Here is a 20031-nt window from a genome sequence, read left to right as displayed (position 1 = left end):
GGGATCAAGGAAATCGTCATGAAGGACGCCCGCCAATACTTCAAACTGCAGTCGCCCTTTGCGATGAAGCGCGGTGGTGCACTGCATGGCGCGCATGTCGCCTATGAGACCTGGGGCACGCTGAACGCGGCGCGCGACAATGCCGTACTGATCTTTACCGGGTTATCGCCAAGCGCACACGCCGCATCCAACCCGACGGATCCATCGCCCGGCTGGTGGGAAGGCATGCTCGGGCCGGGCAAGGCTATCGACACCACACGCTGGTTCGTGATCTGCATGAACTCACTGGGCAGCGACAAGGGCTCCACCTGCCCCGCCTCGATCGATCCGGCGACCGGCGAGCCCTATCGCCTGACCTTTCCTGACCTTTCACTGGAAGACGTCGCCAACGCCGCACACGCGATGGTTGCCAGCCTGGGCATCGACACGTTGGCCTGCCTGATCGGCTGCTCGATGGGCGGCATGAGTGCACTGGCGTACATGTTGCTGCATCCAGGCAGCGTACACGCGCATATCAGCGTAGACACTGCACCGCAGGCACAGCCGTTCGCTATCGCCATCCGCTCGCTGCAACGCGAAGCGATCCGGCTCGACCCCAATTGGAACGATGGCCAGTACGACCACGCGCACTATCCGGACACCGGCATGAGCATCGCGCGAAAGCTCGGCGTGATCACCTACCGCTCGGCAATGGAATGGAACGGTCGCTTCGCACGCATCCGGCTCGATCCCGAACAACGCGAAGAACAACCCTTCGGCTTTGAATTCCAGGTGGAGTCATATCTGGAAGGCCATGCGCAACGCTTCGTACGTACCTTCGATCCCAACAGCTACCTCTACCTGTCACGCGCCAGCGACTGGTTCGACATTGCCGAATACGGTCAGGGCAGCGTGCTGGAAGGGCTTAAGCGCATCCATATCGAGCGCGCGCTGGTGATCGGCGTCAGCACCGATATCCTTTTTCCGCTGGAGCAACAAGAACAAATCGCCGAAGGGCTTGAGGCGGCCGGCGCAAACGTGGAATTCGTCGCGCTGGATTCACCGCAAGGCCACGATGCGTTCCTGGTGGATATCGAAAACTACAGCCGCGCCATCGGTGGCTTTCTGTCGAAACTCTGATCGCCCCTACTTCGGCGTCATCCCGGCGTACGCGGAGAGGGCACACGGATGTGCCCGGCTTTGATGAGCGAGGAAGGCCAGGATCTATCCGCAACCGCACCGAAAACCACACATGGACTCCGGCCTTCGCCGGAGTGACGACATACGGTCTGACGTACTACAACGCGATCGGCTCGAATTCGGCAAACGTCGCCGCCCCCTCCGGCAGCTCACACAGCGGCACATAGTCACAGGTGTTGGCGAACCGCTCCCACAAGTCCGCCACGCGTGAGCTGTTGTGCGCAGCCTCGATCGCGCCGTTCGCCCACTCGAAAACCTCGACCACCGTGCCGTCTTTGGCGCGCATGGCCTGGGCCGGACGCTCGGTCACCAGTCCCAGCGCGCGCAGGCAGGGCACGTGCTCGCGGACCAGGGCGTCCAGATCCTCCTCACGCCCCGGCTTGGGGCGGTACGCTACAATCACCATGACACCCATGGATCCCCCTTTGGGCCCGATCAGGCATTGATCACAAAAGGCTAGCAGAGAAGCCTCATCCAGGCTTCAGCCGGTTTGTTCTTTCATACGGGTTACCTGCAAACCCAGTCTTATCCGAGATCACCATGCTCACCACGGAATTTCCCGGCTGTCAAAAGCTCATCAGCGCCATCGACGAAGCCGTTGCCAAAGGTTCCACACCCGCGATCACCGACAGCCTGCGCAACAGCCTGTGCAAGCTGATCCGCAGCAAGGAGATCTTGCTCCCCGAGTGCGTGTTCGAGACCGCCGAAGACCGCTACGCCCGTCGCGAGCTGTATCACAGCGACGACCTTGGCTATTGCGTGGTGGCCATGACCTGGGGCCCCGGCCAGGGCACCCCCATCCATGACCACTGTGGCATGTGGTGCGTGGAAGGCGTGTGGAGCGGCTCCCTGGAAGTGGTGCAGTACGAACGCCTGGCCGACGAAGACGGCCTGTGCCAGTTCCAGCCGGTCGGCTCGATCCAGGCCGGCCCCGGCTCCGCCGGCAGCCTGATCCCGCCCCACGAGTACCACACCATCCGCAACCCCAGCGACGACACCGTGGCCGTCAGCCTGCACATCTACTCCGGCAACATGACCCACTGCGCCATTTTCCAACCCAAAGGCCAGGAACACGGTTACGAGCGCCACGATCGCCAGCTGACTCTCGACCCGGTGAACTGAAACCTGCATAATAGGTGTTCGCTCACGTGCCGGTGTGGCGGAATGGTAGACGCGGTGGACTCAAAATCCACTGGCAGCGATGTCGTGTAGGTTCGAGTCCTATCACCGGTACCAGCTTAAAAAACGCGCCATTGGCGCGTTTTTTATTGCCTGAAATTTGTCTAACTTCAGTCCGCAAAAAAGAAAACGCCGCCCGTGTAAGAGAGCGGCGGTCATCCTTGATGCAGTGGCGCACCACTGCGGCGCCTTTACTTCCCGACTCGAACTTTAGTGGCAACGCATGTGCCAGGTAACATCGCGGCCGGGCACGCGGATAAGTCCAGACCTATCCGCCAAATCACGAACTGAGCGAAGGGGCGAGGTATGGATGAGGGAGATCCGAAGTGGTATGACGAAGTAAATAACGAGTGGCTTATCGAGTGTGTGAACAAAGGTGACCTTGAAGGGGTCAGAACGGCTGTTTCGTGTGGTGCAGATGCTAATGCGCGAGATGAGAAAGGTGTGCCTGCGATAACTTTGGCCGCGGAAAAGGGTCATGACCGTATTGTGTTGGTACTAATCGATGCGGACGTCGATGTAAATGCGCAAGATCGCAATGGGCGCACGGCGATCATGGCCGCCAGAAATGCGGAGCATTGGGCAATCGCCGGGTTTCTGCTCGAGGCCGGAGCGCGTGAATAAGGTGCATACCCAACCTTCAATAAGAGCACTGCTTCAAGCCAAACGCAAAGCGCCATTAATATCGGCTCTGATAATGGCTCGAACCCCTGAAGACATAGAAAAACGCCACACCGAAGGGTGGCGGTCGGGTGTCGGTAGTTTGCGGGCTACGGATCAACCGAATATGCCGCGCCTCCAGGTTGAAGGCCCTGCGCTGGGCAAAAAGCTGCATCAGTCAACGCACTCGTTGTTTCAGCGCGTTACCAATGACTCTGCGTCGTTGCGGAAGGGACAACAAGAAGTGTTGACGTCTATTTAAATGGCTCGTCCGGGTCAATCAGACGTTTGCGAAACCTACGCACCTGCGTGGCACTACCTTCATGGCTCATTGTTTGTTTAGCGCATCGGGGTTGGCAAACCATCTCTATGGATCGGCAAAGAGCTGTTCTAGTCGTCGCGGATAGTGGCTCAGAAAATCCTTGGTAACGGCAAAACTGTCTGTGTCTTCGTAGCTGACCGTGGATATGCCATCTTCCCCAAATTGCAGCAACAAACGGGTCAGAACACTTTTCCGCGTGCTCATCTTCAACAGCAACACGCACTGCGAACAAACCAATTTCAGGCCATCATTGAAGCTGAACTTGGGTGCGCGGCAAAAATTCGACCGCGTGAGCGCCCTAAAAAAGGTTTCTGACCCCTTTGATCCCAGTATGGTTGCCGTTTGGAAGAACGGTTATTCCTGCCCCGACGCATAGCGCCGCCGCCGATAGAAGACCCAGAATGCCACCCGGCACTATAGACTTCAAAGCAGCCCGCTCGGCTATCCACAAGGCCAAAGATTTGTCCTTCATATGTGGAAAATAGTTCTGATTAAAGTTGAATGCTGCGAATAACAGCGCTCCAATCAGGATACTCATGGCGCACACATTGACCGCGCTGAGCTTGCCGCGTTTGCGGAGCCACAGAACGAGTGGCAACGCGATTAAGACAGTGGTAGCACCCGATATAAGTACGCCAACAAGAAGGATACCGATCGGCGGAATCATGATGCTGTAAGGGGACATGACCATAAGACCGGCCAGTAGCATCGGCGCGAACAGAATGCAGGCCACTAAGCCAATCCATAGGGGTCGTGAATGCTGGGATCGTTTCATCTGAGCATAACTACCTAATTGGCGGACCCTGGGCCTGGCGATATGTCCTTGACAGCGCACGCAAGGCTTCAGGCAACCCTCTCCGGTGTGGATGACCTTGGTGATGCAATCACCAAGGTCACTTTCAGCGATGGATTGCACGAAAGAATCCATAACATACATTGTTGACGATCACGGCCTACTGGTTCGGGTAATCGTTGTATCGGTCCGGACGCGCCAATAGCCAGAACGACATCGCGGCGACTGGTCCCGCAATCAGAATTGAAATGACTTCAAGCTTATAGTCACTGGGAAGCAAAGGGTCTAAGTATCGCTGAGTGAGTAAGAGAATCCCGGTCACGATTAGCGAGACAAGAAAGCCAGCGAACAAGTAGGCGGCCAAAGAAAGCACCCTATGTCGCCGCGCTGCCAAATACAGCGGCCAAGCAATAAAAACGATGACCAGCGCAGAAATGAGCGCCGCCGCTATTGCAGCAACCAATCCCACAAGGAAAAAGGTAGTTAGTGCATCTCTGTTTCCCGAGATTATGCCTTTCAAAAACTCAGCAACATGACCGCTCTCCATGTGAATGGAATGAAGGCAGCCAGCTACAAACGCCACTGCAACTGATGCCATCCATGCCACAACAAATGCCTTAGATGTTTGTGACTTGATACCTTTTTTCATGTTTTTGCCTTGATCTATCACCATGGCCCATTCTCCGCTGCAACACTGCAATTCGGGCACCAAACATCGGGCGCAATTACGCCAGCCCACGCACCAAGCGGTGTTCCGCCAAATGTTGATGGCGGCAAACCGAACTGGGCGAATACAGCCCAATGGAAGGCAGCAACATCTTCTGCTACCGGCCAGCGTGCCTGATCCTCCGAGCTAGGCAGGTAGTTAGCGTAAGCGTTTGCTAGATCCTCACGTATCTGATTGAGTATCGCTTGTTTATCAGAGCACTGATGATTCCTCTCGGCTTCAACATCAATAGCATCACTCAGTCTATTCGTTGCAAGGTGCCCCATAAAATCGTCGTTTGCTGCCACATGCTGTGCGAAGCAAGCATAGCTATCACCACCCGAGCATGCTGCGCCGTAGTACCCAAGATAATCACCGCCTTCTAGATAGCGTCGCTCATTTGGCGTTGTCCAACAGCCTTGACCATTGCACGCAAGCCCTTTTGGATCAGTTCTAATTAACGGATTGTTGCCGACGTAGGCATATGTGCTCGATTGGCCGCCGAACAATCCCATCGGATCGCTTTGCGGTGAGCGCCCCAACCCTGAATTGTAGGTACGGAATCCCCAGTTCATCTGCCCCGTTTCCGCGTCAAAATACTGCCCCGGAAGACCCAGGTTGTACGTATAGCCGCTCGAAATCGGGGAGACTTCGTTCCATGGATTGCCCTGATTCGGCAACTGCCACTCGGTCGTGCCGTTGCTGGTGGCAATCGCGCGTGGTGTACCGAGTTGGTCAGCCGTTACGTAGGCAATCGTGCTGGCCGACCCTGACGTATCAACGTTGGCCACTGGGATGCCATCAAGCCATATGTAATCCCGATTTGTGATGCCGTACTCCCCCAGCATCTGGCTAGCTTCGTTGTAGTCATACCGCTCGGTCGCACTACTGGCAACCTTCTGGATACGCTGTCCCAAGGCGTTGTACGTGTAGTTCCCCACCGTAACGCCAGCCACTTGCGCAATGGTCATCCTGTTGCGGTCGCTGTACCCGAAACCGTAGGTACTACCCGCCTGCGTCATCGCCGTGGTGTTGCCATCAGCGTCCACGCTGAAAGCGTTATTACCCACGGCGTTGAGCTGGTGCGTCCCGGAGTTATACGAGTAGGTGCCCGTATCCAGTCCCGAGCCGGCCTTGCTCAGCCGGTCGCCGGTCGGGTTGTAGGTCACGCTCTCCAACACACCGCCGCCAGCTTCGGTCACGCTGAGCAACCGATACAGCGGATCGTAAGCGTAAGTCTCTGTGGCTGGGTTGGCGCCAGCTGCATTGCCGATCGCCGTGATGTCACCCATCGAGTCTCTTGCAACATGCAAGTTGAACGCTGGACTTGTCAGATCCGTTAGCCTGTAGTTGGCATCGTAGGTCCGAGCGATCGCCTGCCCATTGCCCAAGCTATACCCGCTGACCGGCCCGAACGGTTGATAGGTGACGTTACTCACCACCGCGCTGGCCGTACCACCGGGCGGCGTCACCGTGACGGTCTGGATGCGGCCATCACCGTCCCGGGCATAGCTCACCAGCGTGCCGCTGGGGTACACGATGCCGCTCAGACGCCCTGCCGCGGTGTAGGAATACCCGGTGGTGTCCGTGCCCGCCGCGGTGACCTGCTGCTTCTGGATGACACGGCCCCACGCGTCATAGCAGTACACCGTGGTGACGCTGTTTTCGATGATCCGGGTCAGGCGACCGGTGGGGTACGAGCTGCTGCACCCGGTCACGCTATTGGCCTCATCGTACGTGTAGGTCACGTTCTGCGTGGTGTCGGCGTAGCTGGTGCTTGTTAGGCGATTGAGGACATCGAAGGTATTCGTCGCGGTGATCCCCTTGGCATCCGTGCGGGTGAAGACGTTGCCCGCTGCATCGAAAGTGCGGTTTGTCGTGCCGGTATCCGGGCTGACCTGACCGGTCGCATCGCTCAGGCCATCGTAGCTATACGTGGTGGCGAGGCTGCTGGGGTCAGTGACCTGGGTGAGGCGGTCCAGGCTGTCGTATTGGTAGCCGGTGGTGGTGTTTTGGGTGGCCGGATCGCTGCCGTTGTAGTTGTCGATGGCACTGACGAGACGGTTGAGCGCGTCGTAGCCAAGCTTGCGCTGGATACCCAGGGCATCGCTGCTTTGGATCAGGTTGCCATTGGCGTCGTAGCTGGTGCTGGTGTTGGCGTTGAACACCGTGTTGCTCAGGCCATCGACCACCGTGGTGAGCTGGCCCAGGGTGTTGAAGGTGCGAGTGAGGCCCTTGTGCAAGGTGCCGCTGGGGTCGTAGACCTGCTCAGCCGTTTTGTCACCGGCCGCGTCCAGGGTGTAGACGATGTAGTTGCCCAGCGCATCGGTGATCTTGTTCAAGCGATGGGCGGTGTCGTAGCCGTAGGTGGTGGTCACGCCATCCGGATCAGCGATAGAGGCCACCGCTCCGTAGGCGGTATAGGTGAACGTTGTGGTGGCACCGTTGACTGTGCGGGTCGCCAGCCAGCCGCGTGGGGTGTAGGTCAGATCGGTGTTGACACCATTGATGTCGGTGAGCCTGGTGATGCGACCATCAGCGTCGTAGGAGGCGACGGTGGTGACGTGGCCTGCCGCGTCGGTGACGGTATGCAAGTCACCGGGTTGGTAGCAGGCCGCGCCGGGGGTGCCGCAGTTCACCGCGCTGGCTGCCAGGTAATAGCTGTAGGTGGTGGCTTGGGTGAGATCCGTGCGTGGTCCGGTGGCGGTGAGCAGCAGGCCGACCAGTGGGCACTGCACGGTGTCGACGGCGGTGCAGTAGGTGTAAGTGCTGCGGCGTACACCCGCGGGCGCCGTGCCCGTAGCATTGCAGCTATAACCGGAGGCAGCGCTGTTGGTGGGATCAATCAAGCAATGCACTTGCACTGCCCCAACAGTGTTGTAGACCCAATCTTCGCGCCTAACTAGATTGTTGTTGATATCCAACGCGCGCCGCTCGACAGGAAGACGAAGCGTTTCGTTCCAATCTGTCTGCACGGTACGTTGTGCCGACGTGCCCGCGGCCTCGATGCGTTGAACTTCCAGGCCCGCCCCATCAGGGCTGTAGCTGTGGTTGGTAACGACACCGTTGAAGTCCGTTTCACTAAGCAGGTCGCCGCTGCTGTCGAAGTTAGTGCTCTGTGGTCCGCAAGTGCTGTCGCAATTGCCGGAGATGCTGGCCAGCTTCGACATGCCTTGCACGATGTTGAAGGTGTAGTTGCGCGTTTGTGTCTGGCTTGCAGAAAGCGTGTTGACGACAGTTACTGCACCGTTGCCGTTGTAGGTCAGCGCCGTTTGATTGGCATTGCCGCCGTCATAACCTTGCGTGACGCGGCTGTTGTTGTCATAGGTAAACCACGAATAGCGTGCCTCCGTACCACTGGCCGGCACGTAGCCTTCGCCGGTGACTAGCTCTGGATTATTGGAGTTTTCGTAGTGGTAGACGATGGCCGAGCCATCGGGAGCCGTCACTTGGGTCAACGTGTTATTGGAGGTGTTGTAGGTGTAGGTCCAGACTTTTCCCGCACTGTCGGTCACGCTCTGTACGTTTCCAGTGTACGTGGCACCACTGGGTGAGGTGTAGTTAAACGTGAGGCTCCGCCCAAAATCGTCCGTGACGGAGATCAATTCGTTCTGCGAATCGTATGCAAACGTTAGCGCTCGGCCGCCCAGGTGAACGATCTGGGTCAGGTTGCCGTAGCTGTTGTACGTTTCGGTGTCGCCGGTGTCTTCGTCGAAATAGGTCCAGCCGTTGATGCTGCCGTTACTTTGGATCTCGGTCAGCATGCTATGGACATCGGGATCGGTGGACCAAACGCCGGTGCTGGCGTTCTGACTGAAATAAACGATCTGGCCACTGGGACGCTCGACATACGCACCAGTTAGCGTGGAAGTGGCGGTATAACGCACGCGGCGGCTGTAATTGGTACGCCAGCCATAACCAAAGCCTTCGGCCGGTTTAAGTTGCAGGCTAACGATAATGTTGGCTTGCGAATTATAGTTGCGCTGAAGGCTCGGGCCGCTTGTGGCATCGATATCGTCGACGTTTTCCCACATGAAGCCCTCAGCGATATCTACCGGATCGGGCGTGGAAGGACGGCACTTGTTGCAAGCGCCCGGCTTGCGGCTCTTGTCCGGCTGCAGAGCCGTCGTCGTGATGTAGCAAAATTCCTCAGCACCGTAGTTCACGGGGCAACCAACTGGACGGTTGGCCTGGTCTGAGCCCTCTATTGCATCCTCCGAGGAAGGAGGGTTTCCTCCCGCAGTGTTTAGGACAAATGTTCCGATGTTGTTCCAGCTAATCTTATAGTCAGCCCCCTGTTTTGCGCACACCCCCCAATCGACCATCGGGGAGCCACCCGACATAAAGGAACCACCGCTTGTGCAGTTGTTTACTGGCGGCGGCTCGGCGAGGACGGAAGCGGATTCGTCGATAGGAGAGACGGATGAAACGGAGAACGGATAGTAGCTGTAGCTTTTGACAATGTACGCTTGAAGGGCATCGATCAGTGCTCCAGACGATGGAAACGACACATTGTTGAAATAGAAGGTATTCGTATAACGCCATGGTCCTGTAATCGGCGCAACGCAGCGCGTGTTGGCAGCGCTGCAATCTTGCGCCTGAGCGGCCGCAGCAAAGGTCATTAGCAAGAACCCTGCGACTAGTAATGGTGTGACACGACTTGTCCACGCCCCGAAGGCGTTACGCAACCGATTCACGTGATTCCCCTTTATAACATCCAGCGACGCCGCAAACCGGCCCGTTGCAAAAGACGGAATGATGGTGCGATAGCCATCCATGCTTTGTCCCCTGTCCCTGTTCCCTGTGAAGGCATTACCCCAGATCGGTGAGGTCATAGCTACTGCTGGGGTGAGCCGATTGTAGCCTGCAGCCTGTCGAAGAAACTACGCTCGCTTAGAAGAGCTGTGCCCACTCAAATATCTCCGTTGAGGCTGTGGTCCCAAAAGGAAGCTCAGCATGAGCTCGCAAGAATCCACGACAGCCTCACGACACCGTAATGAACCATGGGAACTTCACATCCCCCATCAAGTCTTACGTGAGATCTTATCGGGGGGACTCTCGTGCCAGCATCAAAAGCATGGAATGCTACGCAGCAAGAAACCAAACCTTTTTTTCTTCGCAGCGTTGCAATCGCCCTTACCCTGATACTGCACCTGATCTTTTATATCTGGGTGACGATTCCGCCAAAGCCTCGCGACACGCTGGAAAGCGAGCCGCTGCATGTTGTCTTCGTGAACCTGTCGGAACCGAAGCAAGTACCGGCGCCACAACCGATACGTACCAACCCGATACACGTATCCGCCGTGCATGTCGAAGTGCAGAAGCACGCGGTGCGCGTTATCACGTCCAGTCCATCAGACCCATCGGCTACACCGGTCTCTCCTGCTCCTGTCACTCAAGAATCGCCTGAGCCACCGGCTATTCCGTATGGAAATAGTCAGTTCGAGCAAGCGCTGACTCGTTCACATGAAGACGCACCAGCCCACATACCGGGAGATGGTGAGTTAGTGAAAGTAGCAGGGATACACGTTCAAACGCCGCCGAGCATTTCTGAAATAGTCAGCGAGACAGGTCACGTACTGAATTGCAAGGATGCGATATTCAAAAGCCGGATGACCGATGAGGAACTCGCTAAACGGGGTCTGACCGAGCGACAAATGCTGATGAAGTATTCCGAATTGGGATGTCATCCCTGAAGGCGTTCGGTAAGGCTCTATGGAATCGGAATATTCGCTAGACGCTTCAGGGATTATCGATTCAGTCCTGTTTCTGACTGCTCGACATCCACTTTGCATGGAACACCTCTGTCTCCTCATCCGCGGGGAACAGGGACTCAATACGAAGCTCTTGCGCTGCGACACTCTGTGGCGCTCCGACACTGGTCACCATCGAAAAATAGCTCAGGATCTTGCCGTCTTTATTAAACCCAAGGGGAATCATGGGAAGATTTGGAGCAGATCCGACTGATCCATGCAGTCGCCAAGATGGATCAACGCCAGGGTAAGCAAACAATTCATCGAGCAAACTGCGCGTTTGTTCGTCAAGAACGCGCCCAACCGTTTCGCGATAGACGCGCTGGACGAGGCTTCTGGCTACTGTTTCCCAATCCACAACGAATGGCCGCATACCATCGGGATCAAAGATGAGATGCAGCATATTGCGCGGCCCATGGCGCGCCGCCATGTCGATAAACGACCCGAAAAAACGCGGCGATGACTCGTTGGCAGTCAGCACGTTCCAATAGCGGTCCATGACCATGGCGGGAAATGGATCGTGCTGGCGAAGCATACGGTCAAGCGCACGAGTGATGCCCTGCATCTCCTTCGCATTCCAGGGCGTTTCCGAATAGACCGGCGCGTAGCCGGCAGCGAGAAAAACAGCGTTTCGCTCTCGCAGGGGAACATCCAGCGACTGCACGATACTGGTCAATACTTGACGGCTTGGCGCGCTTCGACCGCTTTCAATAAAGCTCAAGTGTCGTTGTGAAACGCCGGCATCAAGCGACAATCCAAGTTGGCTGGTACCACGCACCTCCCGCCAGTGACGCAGCAGGAGTCCCAAATCATCAGAGGGATGTTTCTGGCTCGTACGAACAGTGCCCATGTGAATCTCCCTAACGCGTGGAGCCTGCGATAGTGACGATGCTTGCCTATTGCTGCTCCGAAGATCAACTGCCCTGAGAGGCCGCCGGTGAAAGCAGCCCCTCTGTGATGAGCAGCCAAAGGCTCAGGCCGCTGGTGCCTGCCAACGATACGACTGAAAAGCGTCCTCCAGCGGCGGATGGGTGACATTGCCGGAGTAGTTGGTGATCGTGGAGGCGGCGACGATAGCGATTACCTCCAACAGGTGATCCTTGCCGAAACCAGCATTGAGGAATGCCGACGCATCGTGATCATTGAGATGCCCGCGCTTTTCGATAAGCGTCCGTGCGAGCGTTGACAAGGCGGCGTTCTTCGCATTCCGAGGAGTCCTGCGTTCGCGAATGGCATCGACATCCGCAGCGTCCACACCTTCTTTCACGGCCAGGAAGGAATGGAATGCCACGGCCCACGAGGACGCATTGGTGACGGCATTGGTAAGCAGGACGATTTGAACCTGTTCCTCGGAAAAGCTGCCGCCGTGGACTTTGCCGAAGAGTCCAACCAGGCTGCTGATCAGCACCGGGGACGTGGCGATCCCACCCAAAATATTCGGGAGGATGCCAAACGCGCTCTGCAGCGCCTCAAGAGACGATTTGGACTGTTCAGGCGCGGATTCGATGGTATGGATAGGAAAAGCTGACATGGTTTGTTCTCTCTGAATTGGCGCATCGGAATCGATGCCGGTGTAGACACCTTATTCATACGAGTTCAACAAACCAATTACCTGAAAGGTAATCAACTCACCTCATGAAGAAGAGGCTGCAGGATTGACCGCAATGTGGAGGAATCCGGACTTGAAGTGTGCTTCCGACTCACGAAGCTCGACGTAAATGCGTCACTTCAGTAATCACGAATATCCAGCGCAATAAAGCAACGCGCACTGTATCCCATCCCTGTTGACGGCCACTTCAACTGGCTCAGCAGACGGTCGCCACCTGGCCATGGCTGATTATCGAGCAACGCTTCGGCAACCACCGAGCCATCATCGGCCTCGCGGCGGAATAAGCGGACCCAGTGCAATTCGCCACTCAATGATTCGTTGCGCAGGGCATCGTGCAAGCCGGACAACAAACCTTCCGGCGCCGCCACATCATCACGACTGAACGTGAGCGGCCCCACGAAGACATCCCAGCTTCGCATGCCCAGATCCCAGCTTTGCAATTGAATGCGTCGGTCATCGGTCACGTACCAGCATGCGGCCAGCAGTACGTACAAGACGTCGCGTTCGAACGCTTTCAGCGCATCGCGCGCGCCGGCGTCACCTCGTCCGTAGCCGGCAAAACTTTCCTCGATGTGGCGCTCTTCGCTGATCACCACATCAACATCCAGCCGACCCGGCGCACCTTCTTCGCCCTCATGCCAACGGGTACGCACGGCGGGAAAATCGCCATCCGTTACCAGCCAATCTTCATCTAATTCCAGCTCCACGTCGTGGCGCTCGAACAGGCGAAGCAAGTCAGTTTGCACGGCGTTGCCGTTCATCGGATAACTCCTGGGCGATCAGCTACGATAGCCTCTCACAAATGCGTAGCTGCTCCCAGCCCGTCTGCGGGAATCGGGTTGTACGTTGAAGGTTATTTCCCGCACCTGCCTCCGACGATTTCGACCGTCGTGATTCGTACGCCGAACGCGACCGTTATGCGTCACCAGCAGGAAGGTCAACGGGATACGATTCATCGAAGTTGGCGGAAGTGCTGACCTGCTCCCACGCAGCCGCTTCGGCAATCTGATGCCTGGCGTATTCCTGCGCCATCTTGACGGCACCGGCCCCGAGCAGCAGATGGGTGGGCAAGGGATGGTGCTTGACCACTCGGACAAGGATTTCGCCGGCACGCTTCGGATCGCCGGCCAACGCAACTCCGGAAGCCAGAATACGTACAAGCGCGCCCACGGTCTGGTCGTACTCCGCTGGCATGTCAGGGATCTTCATCGACGATCCTGCCCAATCGGTGGCGAATCCGCCCGGTTCGACCACCAGGTATTTGATACCAAACGGCGCCGTTTCCGACTGCAGTACGCGGGTAAAGCCATCGACCGCAAATTTCGCGGCCTGATAGGAGCCGAGGCCGGGCGTACTACCTACCCGTCCGCCGACCGATGAGAATTGCACGACGATGCCGTGCCCCTGCGCACGCAGAATGGGCAAAGCTGCCTTCGAGACGTTGTAGACACCCCAGAAGTTGGTCTCGAACTGCGCGCGGAAGTCTTCTTCGCTCGTCGTTTCTACCGGAGAGACATTGGCATAACCTGCGTTGTTAACCACTACATCAAGTCGACCAAAGCGGTTGACAGCTACCTGAATGGCTGCGGTCGCCGCGGCGGGATCGGTGACGTCGAGGGCGACCGGGAGCACTCTTTCACCATATTGTTTAACCAGCTCGGCAAGCTGCTCGGGCCGGCGGGCGGTGGCGACGACGGAATCGCCTGCCTCCAGCGCTGCGGTTGCCAACGCATGGCCGAAACCACGGGAAGAACCCGTAATGAACCAGACTTGGGAACTCATAATCAGGATGCCTTCCAGAGTTGAAAACTTCTTGCCGATAAGGCATTTCAGCACAATCCCGAAGTTAACACAACGAAGTTTTGTTAAAATGACCCCATGACGACATCGACTTTCCAGCGCGCACGCAGCCACGAAGCGAAGCAATTACGCCTGAACGAGATCCTTGAGGCTGCCCGGGCGCTCGGCACCGAGCACGGCGTGGGCAACGTATCGCTGACCGACATCGCCGAGGCCGTCGGCATGCATAAGTCGGCCATGCTTCGCTACTTCGAAACGCGCGAGCAGATCTTTCTCATCCTCACTGCATCGGCTTGGCAGGCGTGGGCCGAGGACGTGACCAAGCGCGTTAAACGGTCAGGCGACATGTCGCCGAAATCCGTCGCATCCGCGCTGGCCAAATCGCTCGGCAACCGCCCCTTTTTCTGCGATCTCTTGGCGCACGCAGCGCTGAGCCTTGAGCGTCACGTGTCACTGGATGCGGTACGCACTTTCAAGTTCGCCGCGCTTGATTCGGCCTATGCGATCGCTACCCAGTTGCAAGAGTGCGCTTCGCTGACGCAGCGCCAGGCCATCGATACCGTGACCACCGCAACCAGCATGGCCGGTGCGCTGTGGCAAATGGCGACGCCAGCACCCGAGGTTTTGCCGCTCTACCAGAGCGATCCACGCCTCAGTCACGTCGTCGCCGATATCACGCCGCGGCTGGCAAGCATCCTTGAAAACCTGTTGCTTGGGTTTGGGGTGACGAATCGCGCCTCACGTTGAGGAATGTTGCCCTAGTGGGCCTTGGCATCATCCCAGCAACTTTGTCACATCGAAGGCACTGGATCCCAGCTTTCGCTGGGATGACGGCGAGGTGTGGCTGAGGAACGACGCCAGTCGGGTAACGGCAAGCCGTCTGTAACCTCATTACGCCTCCAGCCCGGGAACGCCACCATGCATCCCTCCCTCGGGACATGTATTAAGGTATCCCTGCATGAGCAAGGGTATCGCCGCCCCGATGATGGTGCTGTTTGCAATCACGTTTGTGTGCCTGCACGCAGCGTCGTTCCTGCTTGCGCCCGCGCATGCCATGGTGATGTCGTACCTGTTCTTGATTGCGGCGCCGGTGCTGGCGTTTGCGGCGGCCCTGCGGCGTGGGTGGATGACGGGTTTGGCGCCCACGCGTGGCTGGAGCCTGGTGGCTGCCAGCATGCTGCTCTGGACATGCGGCATGATCGTCAGCCTTCGCGAGGATCTGTTTCTCGCCAACAATAATGTGGCACCCGGCGGAAGCATGCTGTTTTACGTGCTTTATGGTGTGCCGATTTTCTATGCCGTTGCCACGGTGGGCGTGGAAACCAGCGTCATGCAACGCATGATCGACGCGGTGCTGACGCTTACCCTTGGCTATCTCTATTTCGTGCTGATGTTTTCGTGGATAAGCCTGGAAGGCGCCTCCAATCCGATCGCCGCGCATATGATTGCCGACATGTTCGATCTGGAGAATGGTTTTCTTGCGGCCACGACGATCATCCGTTTCATGGCCGCGGATACGTTGGAGCGACGCTACTTTTTTGGCGTGCTGGCCGTCTTCTCTTGTCTTTATGCCGTGATTGCGGCTTATTACAACCATCACGTCGCGTTGGACGTCGCGCCTGATATCGGTAGCCTCTACGACCTGATTGTCGATGTGCCCTTCCTGGTTTTCATGGTGCTGGCATCGACCGGGTCAACGCGAATCTCGCAAACGCTCGATCCACCCATCGGGCTCGTGCGCTTTGTTCGCAGTGGCAGTCCGCTGCTGCTGGCACTCGCGGTACTGTTGCTCGCGTTGCTGTTGCTCCGGCAGCACTTCGGGCTTGGTGTGGCTGGCGTGATGATTGCCGTGCTTGGTTACGGTCTGCGCAGCATCCTGAGCCAGGTCAATCAGATCAAAACCCAGGATCAACTGCGCCAGGACCGCACCAGGTTCGCCGAAATGGCCATGCGTGACAGTCTTACCGGCGTTCCCAACCGGCGCGCTTTTGAAGAAGCGATGGACAGAGAGTGGCGCCAGGCATTGCGCAGCCAGCAGGTCATTTCGCTGCTGCTGGTGGATATCGATCTGTTCAAGCAATACAACGACCGCTACGGGCATCTGGCCGGTGACGCCTGTTTGCGCGAGGTCGCCAGGTTGCTGCAGCAAGCCTTGCGGCGACCGGCAGACATGCTTGCCCGCTACGGCGGCGAGGAGTTCGTGCTGGTCTTACCAAACACACGTGCCAAGGGGGCGCAGGAAGTCGCGGCCCGACTATGCAAGCAGGTCAGCGAGCTACAGCTGCGCCATGAGGACAGCCCTACCCGCTATCTCACGGTGAGCATCGGCGCCACAAGCATCGTGCCCACCAACGATATGGCACCGGATGCGTTGGTCCAGACCGCCGACCACGCGCTTTACACAGCCAAACGCAACGGCCGCAATCGCGCGGAGTGGGTCGCATGAACATGCACTCGCGACACTTGGCTCACGATTCTTCCTGCCTCAGAAACAGACCTCCCGTATCGCTGAAGTGAACTACGGAGCGGCGGCTTGCACGCAGATGCTGTGCTGTCCTTACCGAGGCATCGAGCGCCGGGGCCATTTCGGCAATATCAACGAATCGATTGGCGCGACGCTTTTGCTTACCCGCAAAGCGCATGCGGTTGTAAAACGCCCAGCTTCCCAGCGACAGCGCAGCGATAACGGCCACCTGCAACACCTGACCGAAATCGTTGGCCGCCCGGAAGGGATGATTCAGCCCCAGCTTGACATACACATCCTGCAGGCCAAGCAGCCAGGCGATCAGGGTAATCAGCGGCAGCCACAACGAGATCCACAAGGTCCACGCCACCATCGTGATGACAGTAAAGAGTGCACGCTGAAACGGCTTCTGGTACTCGGGATGGTTGATAATGGGATCGGCTTTCATCTCACACCTCGATCAGGACTGGTCCATACAGCACGGGTGCCACGCCGCTTGATGACGGCTCTTGGCAATGCCACCACGGACGTGGCGGTGGTCAGCATCCAATAGGCAATCGGATACCAGATCATCCAGTAGTAATTGCGGCCGATGCGCTTTTCATAGCGTCGATCGATCAGCAAACTGATCAGAAACTGCAGCATGCAGACGATGCCAAGCACCACACCGTTCCACTGCGGCAGCAAGGTCGGCACATGCAGCGACGGTGGCAAGGTGATGATGAGTCCCAGCAGCCAAAGCATGACCATCGCGACCATGTCATACGACCAGATCAGGCTGACGACGTACTCGGCTGCGACCATCCACATGCGCCGCTGACGCCAGTGCAACAGCTTGGACCAGTAACGCAACAACACTTCCGATCCGCCTTGTGCCCAGCGCAGGCGCTGTTTCCACAGACCACGCAAGGTTTCAGGCATGAGAATCCAGCACAGCGCATTGGGCTCGTAACGGATTTCCCAGTGACGCATCTGCAAGCGCCAACTGACGTCGATGTCTTCCGTGACCATGTCCGTGTTCCAGTAGCCAACGTCGTGCAAGGCAACTTTGCGGAACGCGGCGATCACACCGGATACGGTGAAGATGCGTCCGTAGACTCGCTGCGCGCGCTTGATCAAGCCGATGATCGAGGAAAACTCACCGACCTGAAGCTTGCCAAGCAAGGTTGAGCGGTTGCGGATGCGTGGATTGCCAGTCACGGCGCCCACGCGCGCACTGGACAACAGATGCGTCATCAGCCAATGCGTGGCATAGCGGTCAAGCATGGCGTCGCCATCCACGCAGACCAGATAGTCGCCTTTGGCCGCCAGCGTGGCAGTGCGCAAGCCCATCGCCTTGCCTTGATTGCTCGACAAATGGATCACGCGAAGCTGCGGATACTCGTTCATCAATTGATCGAGCTTCTCGCCGGTATCGTCGGTAGAGCCGTCGTTCACTGCGATGATCTCGAAATCCGGCCAGGACTGTTCGGACAACTGCGCAATGGTCTCGCGCACCTGCTCGCCTTCGTTGTGGCACGGCACGATCAACGACACCATCGGATAGGAGGCCAGCGCAGGTGGCTTGGCGCGCGCTGGCTCCTTGCGCTCCCAACGCAGGAAATAAAGCAGGCCTCCGCTCATCCACAGCAGTGACATCGCCAGGGGATAGAAAAAGGCAAATTCGAGCAGGACGTGAATGATGCCACCGTTCATCGTGATGGCTCCGGATAGGGGTAATCGGCAATCGAAATCGACGGCCGAATGATTTCCAGCCGCGGCTGGTTCTTGATGAAATCATCCGGGTAGTAAGCCAGATGACGCACACCTTCTGTCTGCAGCAACCTGATGCGAGATCCCATCTTCGCTTCACTGATAGGTTGATCGCTGCGCCAATCGTGCGAGGCCAGTTCGAACAACGTGTGATTCAACGCGTCGGGAATCGCCTTTACACGCGCCACCAAGTCGCGATACCAGGACGCGGTATCGCGCTGCTTGTCCAATTGCGGCATCGCCATGATCGCTGTCATGTCGTAGCCGGCCAGGAAAGCAGGCAGGCTTTGCGCAAACCACGCCTCTGCCGCAGGATCGAAGATCGGCCGGGTGTAGATGTTGCGCACCGTTTTCACCAGCGGTCGCCAGCGGCGTACGCGGTCAGTCAGTGCATGGGTAAAGCCGATCAGCGCTGCAGTCCGCTGCGCCGGATTCCTGTTTGACCATGGACCGAGGTTGTCGGTATCACGCAGATAGGCATCATCGGAGAACAGCAGGCCTGCTTCGTCTGCATGCATGGCGAGGTCTTCGTAGACATCACCGATCCACTGCTCGACTTTTGGATCCCACGGCGCGAGGCGATAGTGATCCCCGCCGGGCTTCGGTTCGCCTGCCAGCGATGGCAGGTTTGGCGCATCGGGAAAACGGAAGGCAAGCACCGGCATCCACGCATACACGCGAACGCCAGCGCGTGTACGCAGTTGCCACGCTACACGTGAAAACAAGTCCGCGCGCATGGGCAGATGGCGGTTCGGGAAGTACACGGCCTCTGCCACACCGTCGCCCTTCGGATCGGCATACGCCTGCAGCCACACCTGGCTTGGCTGCATTCTCTTGATGCGATCGAGCAGCACGGAGAGATTGCGTTCCTGCTGCGCCGGATCGGGATCGTAGACATAGTCCAGATCCACTTGCACGGCCCGCACCGGATCGATGCGCTGCTGATGGCGAATCAGCCAGCCCAGGCGATTGGCGTTGATGTTGCCGCTGATCAGCAGGCGCGGAATCGTACTGTCGACCTGCACGTCTGGCAGCTTGTCGTCCAGGCTGAAGGACACGTCCAGACCCTCGCTGGCGGCGATCTGCACGGCGATCTTGTTGTAGGAGCCGTAAGGCCAGACGATGGCGCGCGGGCGATGACCGGTTTCCTTCGCAATTTCATCGGAACTGTGGCGCAAGTCGACACGCAGACGCTCGAGGTAGGCCTCATCACTTTCATAGCTGTGGCTGGCCATGTCGTAGCGCAGCGTGGTCACTGACGGCATCTGGTTGTTCTGCGGATTGCCGGGAATGCCCATATGCAACTGCCAGGTATGCGAGGCAAATTCCACCAGACCGGACTTCTGGATCTCGCGAATCTGATCCCAGGTCATAAAGCAGTCGCGCGTGCATTGCGCTCCGTTGTAGGCCATCTGCTGGCCTGCGGGCATGTCGATCCATGAGCCGACCAGCGCCGACACCGCCGGATAGTCGTACGCGCGCAGCAAGGGATAGACACGCGTGTAAAACGATTCCAGGCCGTCATCGAAGGTGAGCAATACGGCGTGCTCAGGCAAGGCCGGACCACCGTGCGAAGCCCGCACCACCTGTTCCAGGCTCACCACGCGATAGCCATTGGCCTTGAGCCAGTCGAAATGCGCAATCAGGTGGTCGGTGTTGATCGCATCCGGATCGTGATCGCCCTGCGCGCCGACGTCGTCGCGAACGTCGTGATAAGTGAGCACGATAAAGTCGGGTTTCGCCGGCGTAAGCACAGCGGCTTGCACAAGACCCGTCATCAGCATCAATACAAGGGTGAGAAGGAATCGGCGCAT

The 20031-nt window shown here is 57.8% G+C and carries 17 protein-coding genes and 1 tRNA gene; 7 read left to right on the top strand and 11 right to left on the bottom strand.

Going from position 1 to position 20031, the window contains the following annotated elements; genetic code table 11:
- Window positions 1-18 precede the first annotated feature (18 nt).
- On the top strand, window positions 19-1119 hold the full coding sequence (metX, locus tag ISN74_RS06480; protein ID WP_188798502.1) for a homoserine O-acetyltransferase MetX: 1101 nt from the start codon (window positions 19-21) through the stop codon (window positions 1117-1119).
- A 157-nt stretch (window positions 1120-1276) separates the two neighbouring features.
- Here metX and ISN74_RS06475 read toward each other — a convergent pair whose 3' ends face one another.
- A complete protein-coding gene (locus ISN74_RS06475; protein ID WP_188798500.1) occupies window positions 1277-1594 on the bottom strand; it encodes a hypothetical protein in 318 nt (105 codons plus the stop codon).
- 125 nt (window positions 1595-1719) lie between these two features.
- On the opposite strand from ISN74_RS06475, the gene ISN74_RS06470 reads away from it, so the two are divergent.
- The 3 genes from ISN74_RS06470 (at window position 1720) to ISN74_RS06460 (ending at window position 2982) form a co-directional block, all read left to right on the top strand.
- A complete protein-coding gene (locus ISN74_RS06470; RefSeq protein WP_188798498.1) occupies window positions 1720-2301 on the top strand; it encodes a cysteine dioxygenase family protein in 582 nt (193 codons plus the stop codon).
- Window positions 2302-2329: 28 nt separating this feature from the next.
- A tRNA-Leu gene (locus tag ISN74_RS06465) sits at window positions 2330-2415 on the top strand.
- A gap of 249 nt (window positions 2416-2664) precedes the next feature.
- Window positions 2665-2982 (top strand): ankyrin repeat domain-containing protein, encoded by a 318-nt coding sequence (locus tag ISN74_RS06460; protein ID WP_188798496.1) that lies wholly within the window; start codon window positions 2665-2667, stop codon window positions 2980-2982.
- 656 nt (window positions 2983-3638) lie between these two features.
- On the opposite strand, the gene ISN74_RS06455 is transcribed toward ISN74_RS06460, so the two are convergent.
- The 3 genes from ISN74_RS06455 to ISN74_RS06445 are packed head-to-tail and all read right to left on the bottom strand — an operon-like array spanning window position 3639 to window position 9005.
- On the bottom strand, window positions 3639-4256 hold the full coding sequence (locus ISN74_RS06455; RefSeq protein ID WP_188798494.1) for a hypothetical protein: 618 nt from the start codon (window positions 4254-4256) through the stop codon (window positions 3639-3641).
- Window positions 4257-4293: 37 nt separating this feature from the next.
- Window positions 4294-4806 carry a hypothetical protein gene (locus tag ISN74_RS06450; protein WP_188798492.1) on the bottom strand — a complete coding sequence of 171 codons (513 nt, stop codon included), beginning with the start codon at window positions 4804-4806 and terminating at the stop codon, window positions 4294-4296.
- Window positions 4800-9005 (bottom strand): RHS repeat-associated core domain-containing protein, encoded by a 4206-nt coding sequence (locus tag ISN74_RS06445; protein ID WP_188798490.1) that lies wholly within the window; start codon window positions 9003-9005, stop codon window positions 4800-4802. The genes ISN74_RS06450 and ISN74_RS06445 overlap by 7 nt, the downstream gene beginning before the upstream one ends.
- An 894-nt stretch (window positions 9006-9899) precedes the next feature.
- On the opposite strand from ISN74_RS06445, the gene ISN74_RS06440 reads away from it, so the two are divergent.
- Entirely contained in the window at window positions 9900-10535 is a 636-nt protein-coding gene (locus ISN74_RS06440; protein WP_188798488.1) for a hypothetical protein, read from the top strand.
- A 61-nt stretch (window positions 10536-10596) separates the two neighbouring features.
- Here ISN74_RS06440 and ISN74_RS06435 read toward each other — a convergent pair whose 3' ends face one another.
- From ISN74_RS06435 to ISN74_RS06420, 4 genes are all read right to left on the bottom strand, one after another.
- Window positions 10597-11442: a helix-turn-helix domain-containing protein gene (locus ISN74_RS06435; RefSeq protein WP_188798486.1), complete on the bottom strand. Its 846-nt coding sequence runs from the start codon at window positions 11440-11442 to the stop codon at window positions 10597-10599.
- A gap of 123 nt (window positions 11443-11565) precedes the next feature.
- A complete protein-coding gene (locus tag ISN74_RS06430) occupies window positions 11566-12123 on the bottom strand; it encodes a carboxymuconolactone decarboxylase family protein (protein WP_188798484.1) in 558 nt (185 codons plus the stop codon).
- A 197-nt stretch (window positions 12124-12320) separates the two neighbouring features.
- Window positions 12321-12962, bottom strand: a complete 642-nt coding sequence (locus ISN74_RS06425) for a DUF6348 family protein (RefSeq protein WP_188798482.1) — start codon at window positions 12960-12962, stop codon at window positions 12321-12323.
- A 154-nt stretch (window positions 12963-13116) separates the two neighbouring features.
- The gene (locus ISN74_RS06420) at window positions 13117-14037 is read right to left on the bottom strand and encodes an SDR family NAD(P)-dependent oxidoreductase (protein ID WP_203546714.1); all 921 of its coding nucleotides are present in this window, start codon (window positions 14035-14037) and stop codon (window positions 13117-13119) included.
- Window positions 14038-14079: 42 nt separating this feature from the next.
- On the opposite strand from ISN74_RS06420, the gene ISN74_RS06415 reads away from it, so the two are divergent.
- The gene (locus tag ISN74_RS06415; protein ID WP_188798480.1) at window positions 14080-14748 is read left to right on the top strand and encodes a TetR/AcrR family transcriptional regulator; all 669 of its coding nucleotides are present in this window, start codon (window positions 14080-14082) and stop codon (window positions 14746-14748) included.
- Between the two features lie 211 nt (window positions 14749-14959).
- On the top strand, window positions 14960-16447 hold the full coding sequence (locus ISN74_RS06410; RefSeq protein ID WP_188798478.1) for a GGDEF domain-containing protein: 1488 nt from the start codon (window positions 14960-14962) through the stop codon (window positions 16445-16447).
- Between the two features lie 22 nt (window positions 16448-16469).
- Here ISN74_RS06410 and pgaD read toward each other — a convergent pair whose 3' ends face one another.
- The 3 genes from pgaD to pgaB are packed head-to-tail and all read right to left on the bottom strand — an operon-like array spanning window position 16470 to window position 20031.
- Window positions 16470-16913 carry a poly-beta-1,6-N-acetyl-D-glucosamine biosynthesis protein PgaD gene (pgaD, locus tag ISN74_RS06405; RefSeq protein ID WP_188798476.1) on the bottom strand — a complete coding sequence of 148 codons (444 nt, stop codon included), beginning with the start codon at window positions 16911-16913 and terminating at the stop codon, window positions 16470-16472.
- Entirely contained in the window at window positions 16910-18160 is a 1251-nt protein-coding gene (gene pgaC / locus ISN74_RS06400) for a poly-beta-1,6-N-acetyl-D-glucosamine synthase (RefSeq protein ID WP_188798474.1), read from the bottom strand. Before pgaC ends, pgaD begins: the two co-directional genes overlap by 4 nt.
- Window positions 18157-20031, bottom strand: coding sequence for a poly-beta-1,6-N-acetyl-D-glucosamine N-deacetylase PgaB (gene pgaB / locus ISN74_RS06395; RefSeq protein WP_188798472.1), 1875 nt, complete (start codon window positions 20029-20031; stop codon window positions 18157-18159). The genes pgaC and pgaB overlap by 4 nt, the downstream gene beginning before the upstream one ends.

This window comes from Dyella caseinilytica (genome assembly GCF_016865235.1).
GTDB classification, from domain to species: Bacteria; Pseudomonadota; Gammaproteobacteria; order Xanthomonadales; family Rhodanobacteraceae; genus Dyella_B; species Dyella_B caseinilytica.
Note: the sequence above shows the minus strand (reverse complement) of the source record. Positions and strands in the feature narration are given on the sequence as shown.

Bases quoted from the DNA above. Each gene is read 5' to 3' on its own strand.
- metX (WP_188798502.1), top strand. From the start codon at position 19: ATGAAGGACGCCCGCCAATACTTCAAACTGCAGTCGCCCTTTGCGATG.
- pgaC (WP_188798474.1), bottom strand. From the start codon at position 18,160: ATGAACGGTGGCATCATTCACGTCCTGCTCGAATTTGCCTTTTTCTAT.
- ISN74_RS06460 (WP_188798496.1), top strand. From the start codon at position 2,665: ATGGATGAGGGAGATCCGAAGTGGTATGACGAAGTAAATAACGAGTGG.
- ISN74_RS06430 (WP_188798484.1), bottom strand. From the start codon at position 12,123: ATGTCAGCTTTTCCTATCCATACCATCGAATCCGCGCCTGAACAGTCC.
- ISN74_RS06415 (WP_188798480.1), top strand. From the start codon at position 14,080: ATGACGACATCGACTTTCCAGCGCGCACGCAGCCACGAAGCGAAGCAA.
- ISN74_RS06450 (WP_188798492.1), bottom strand. From the start codon at position 4,806: ATGGTGATAGATCAAGGCAAAAACATGAAAAAAGGTATCAAGTCACAA.
- ISN74_RS06470 (WP_188798498.1), top strand. From the start codon at position 1,720: ATGCTCACCACGGAATTTCCCGGCTGTCAAAAGCTCATCAGCGCCATC.
- ISN74_RS06425 (WP_188798482.1), bottom strand. From the start codon at position 12,962: ATGAACGGCAACGCCGTGCAAACTGACTTGCTTCGCCTGTTCGAGCGC.
- ISN74_RS06475 (WP_188798500.1), bottom strand. From the start codon at position 1,594: ATGGGTGTCATGGTGATTGTAGCGTACCGCCCCAAGCCGGGGCGTGAG.
- pgaD (WP_188798476.1), bottom strand. From the start codon at position 16,913: ATGAAAGCCGATCCCATTATCAACCATCCCGAGTACCAGAAGCCGTTT.
- ISN74_RS06435 (WP_188798486.1), bottom strand. From the start codon at position 11,442: ATGGGCACTGTTCGTACGAGCCAGAAACATCCCTCTGATGATTTGGGA.
- pgaB (WP_188798472.1), bottom strand. From the start codon at position 20,031: ATGCGCCGATTCCTTCTCACCCTTGTATTGATGCTGATGACGGGTCTT.
- ISN74_RS06410 (WP_188798478.1), top strand. From the start codon at position 14,960: ATGAGCAAGGGTATCGCCGCCCCGATGATGGTGCTGTTTGCAATCACG.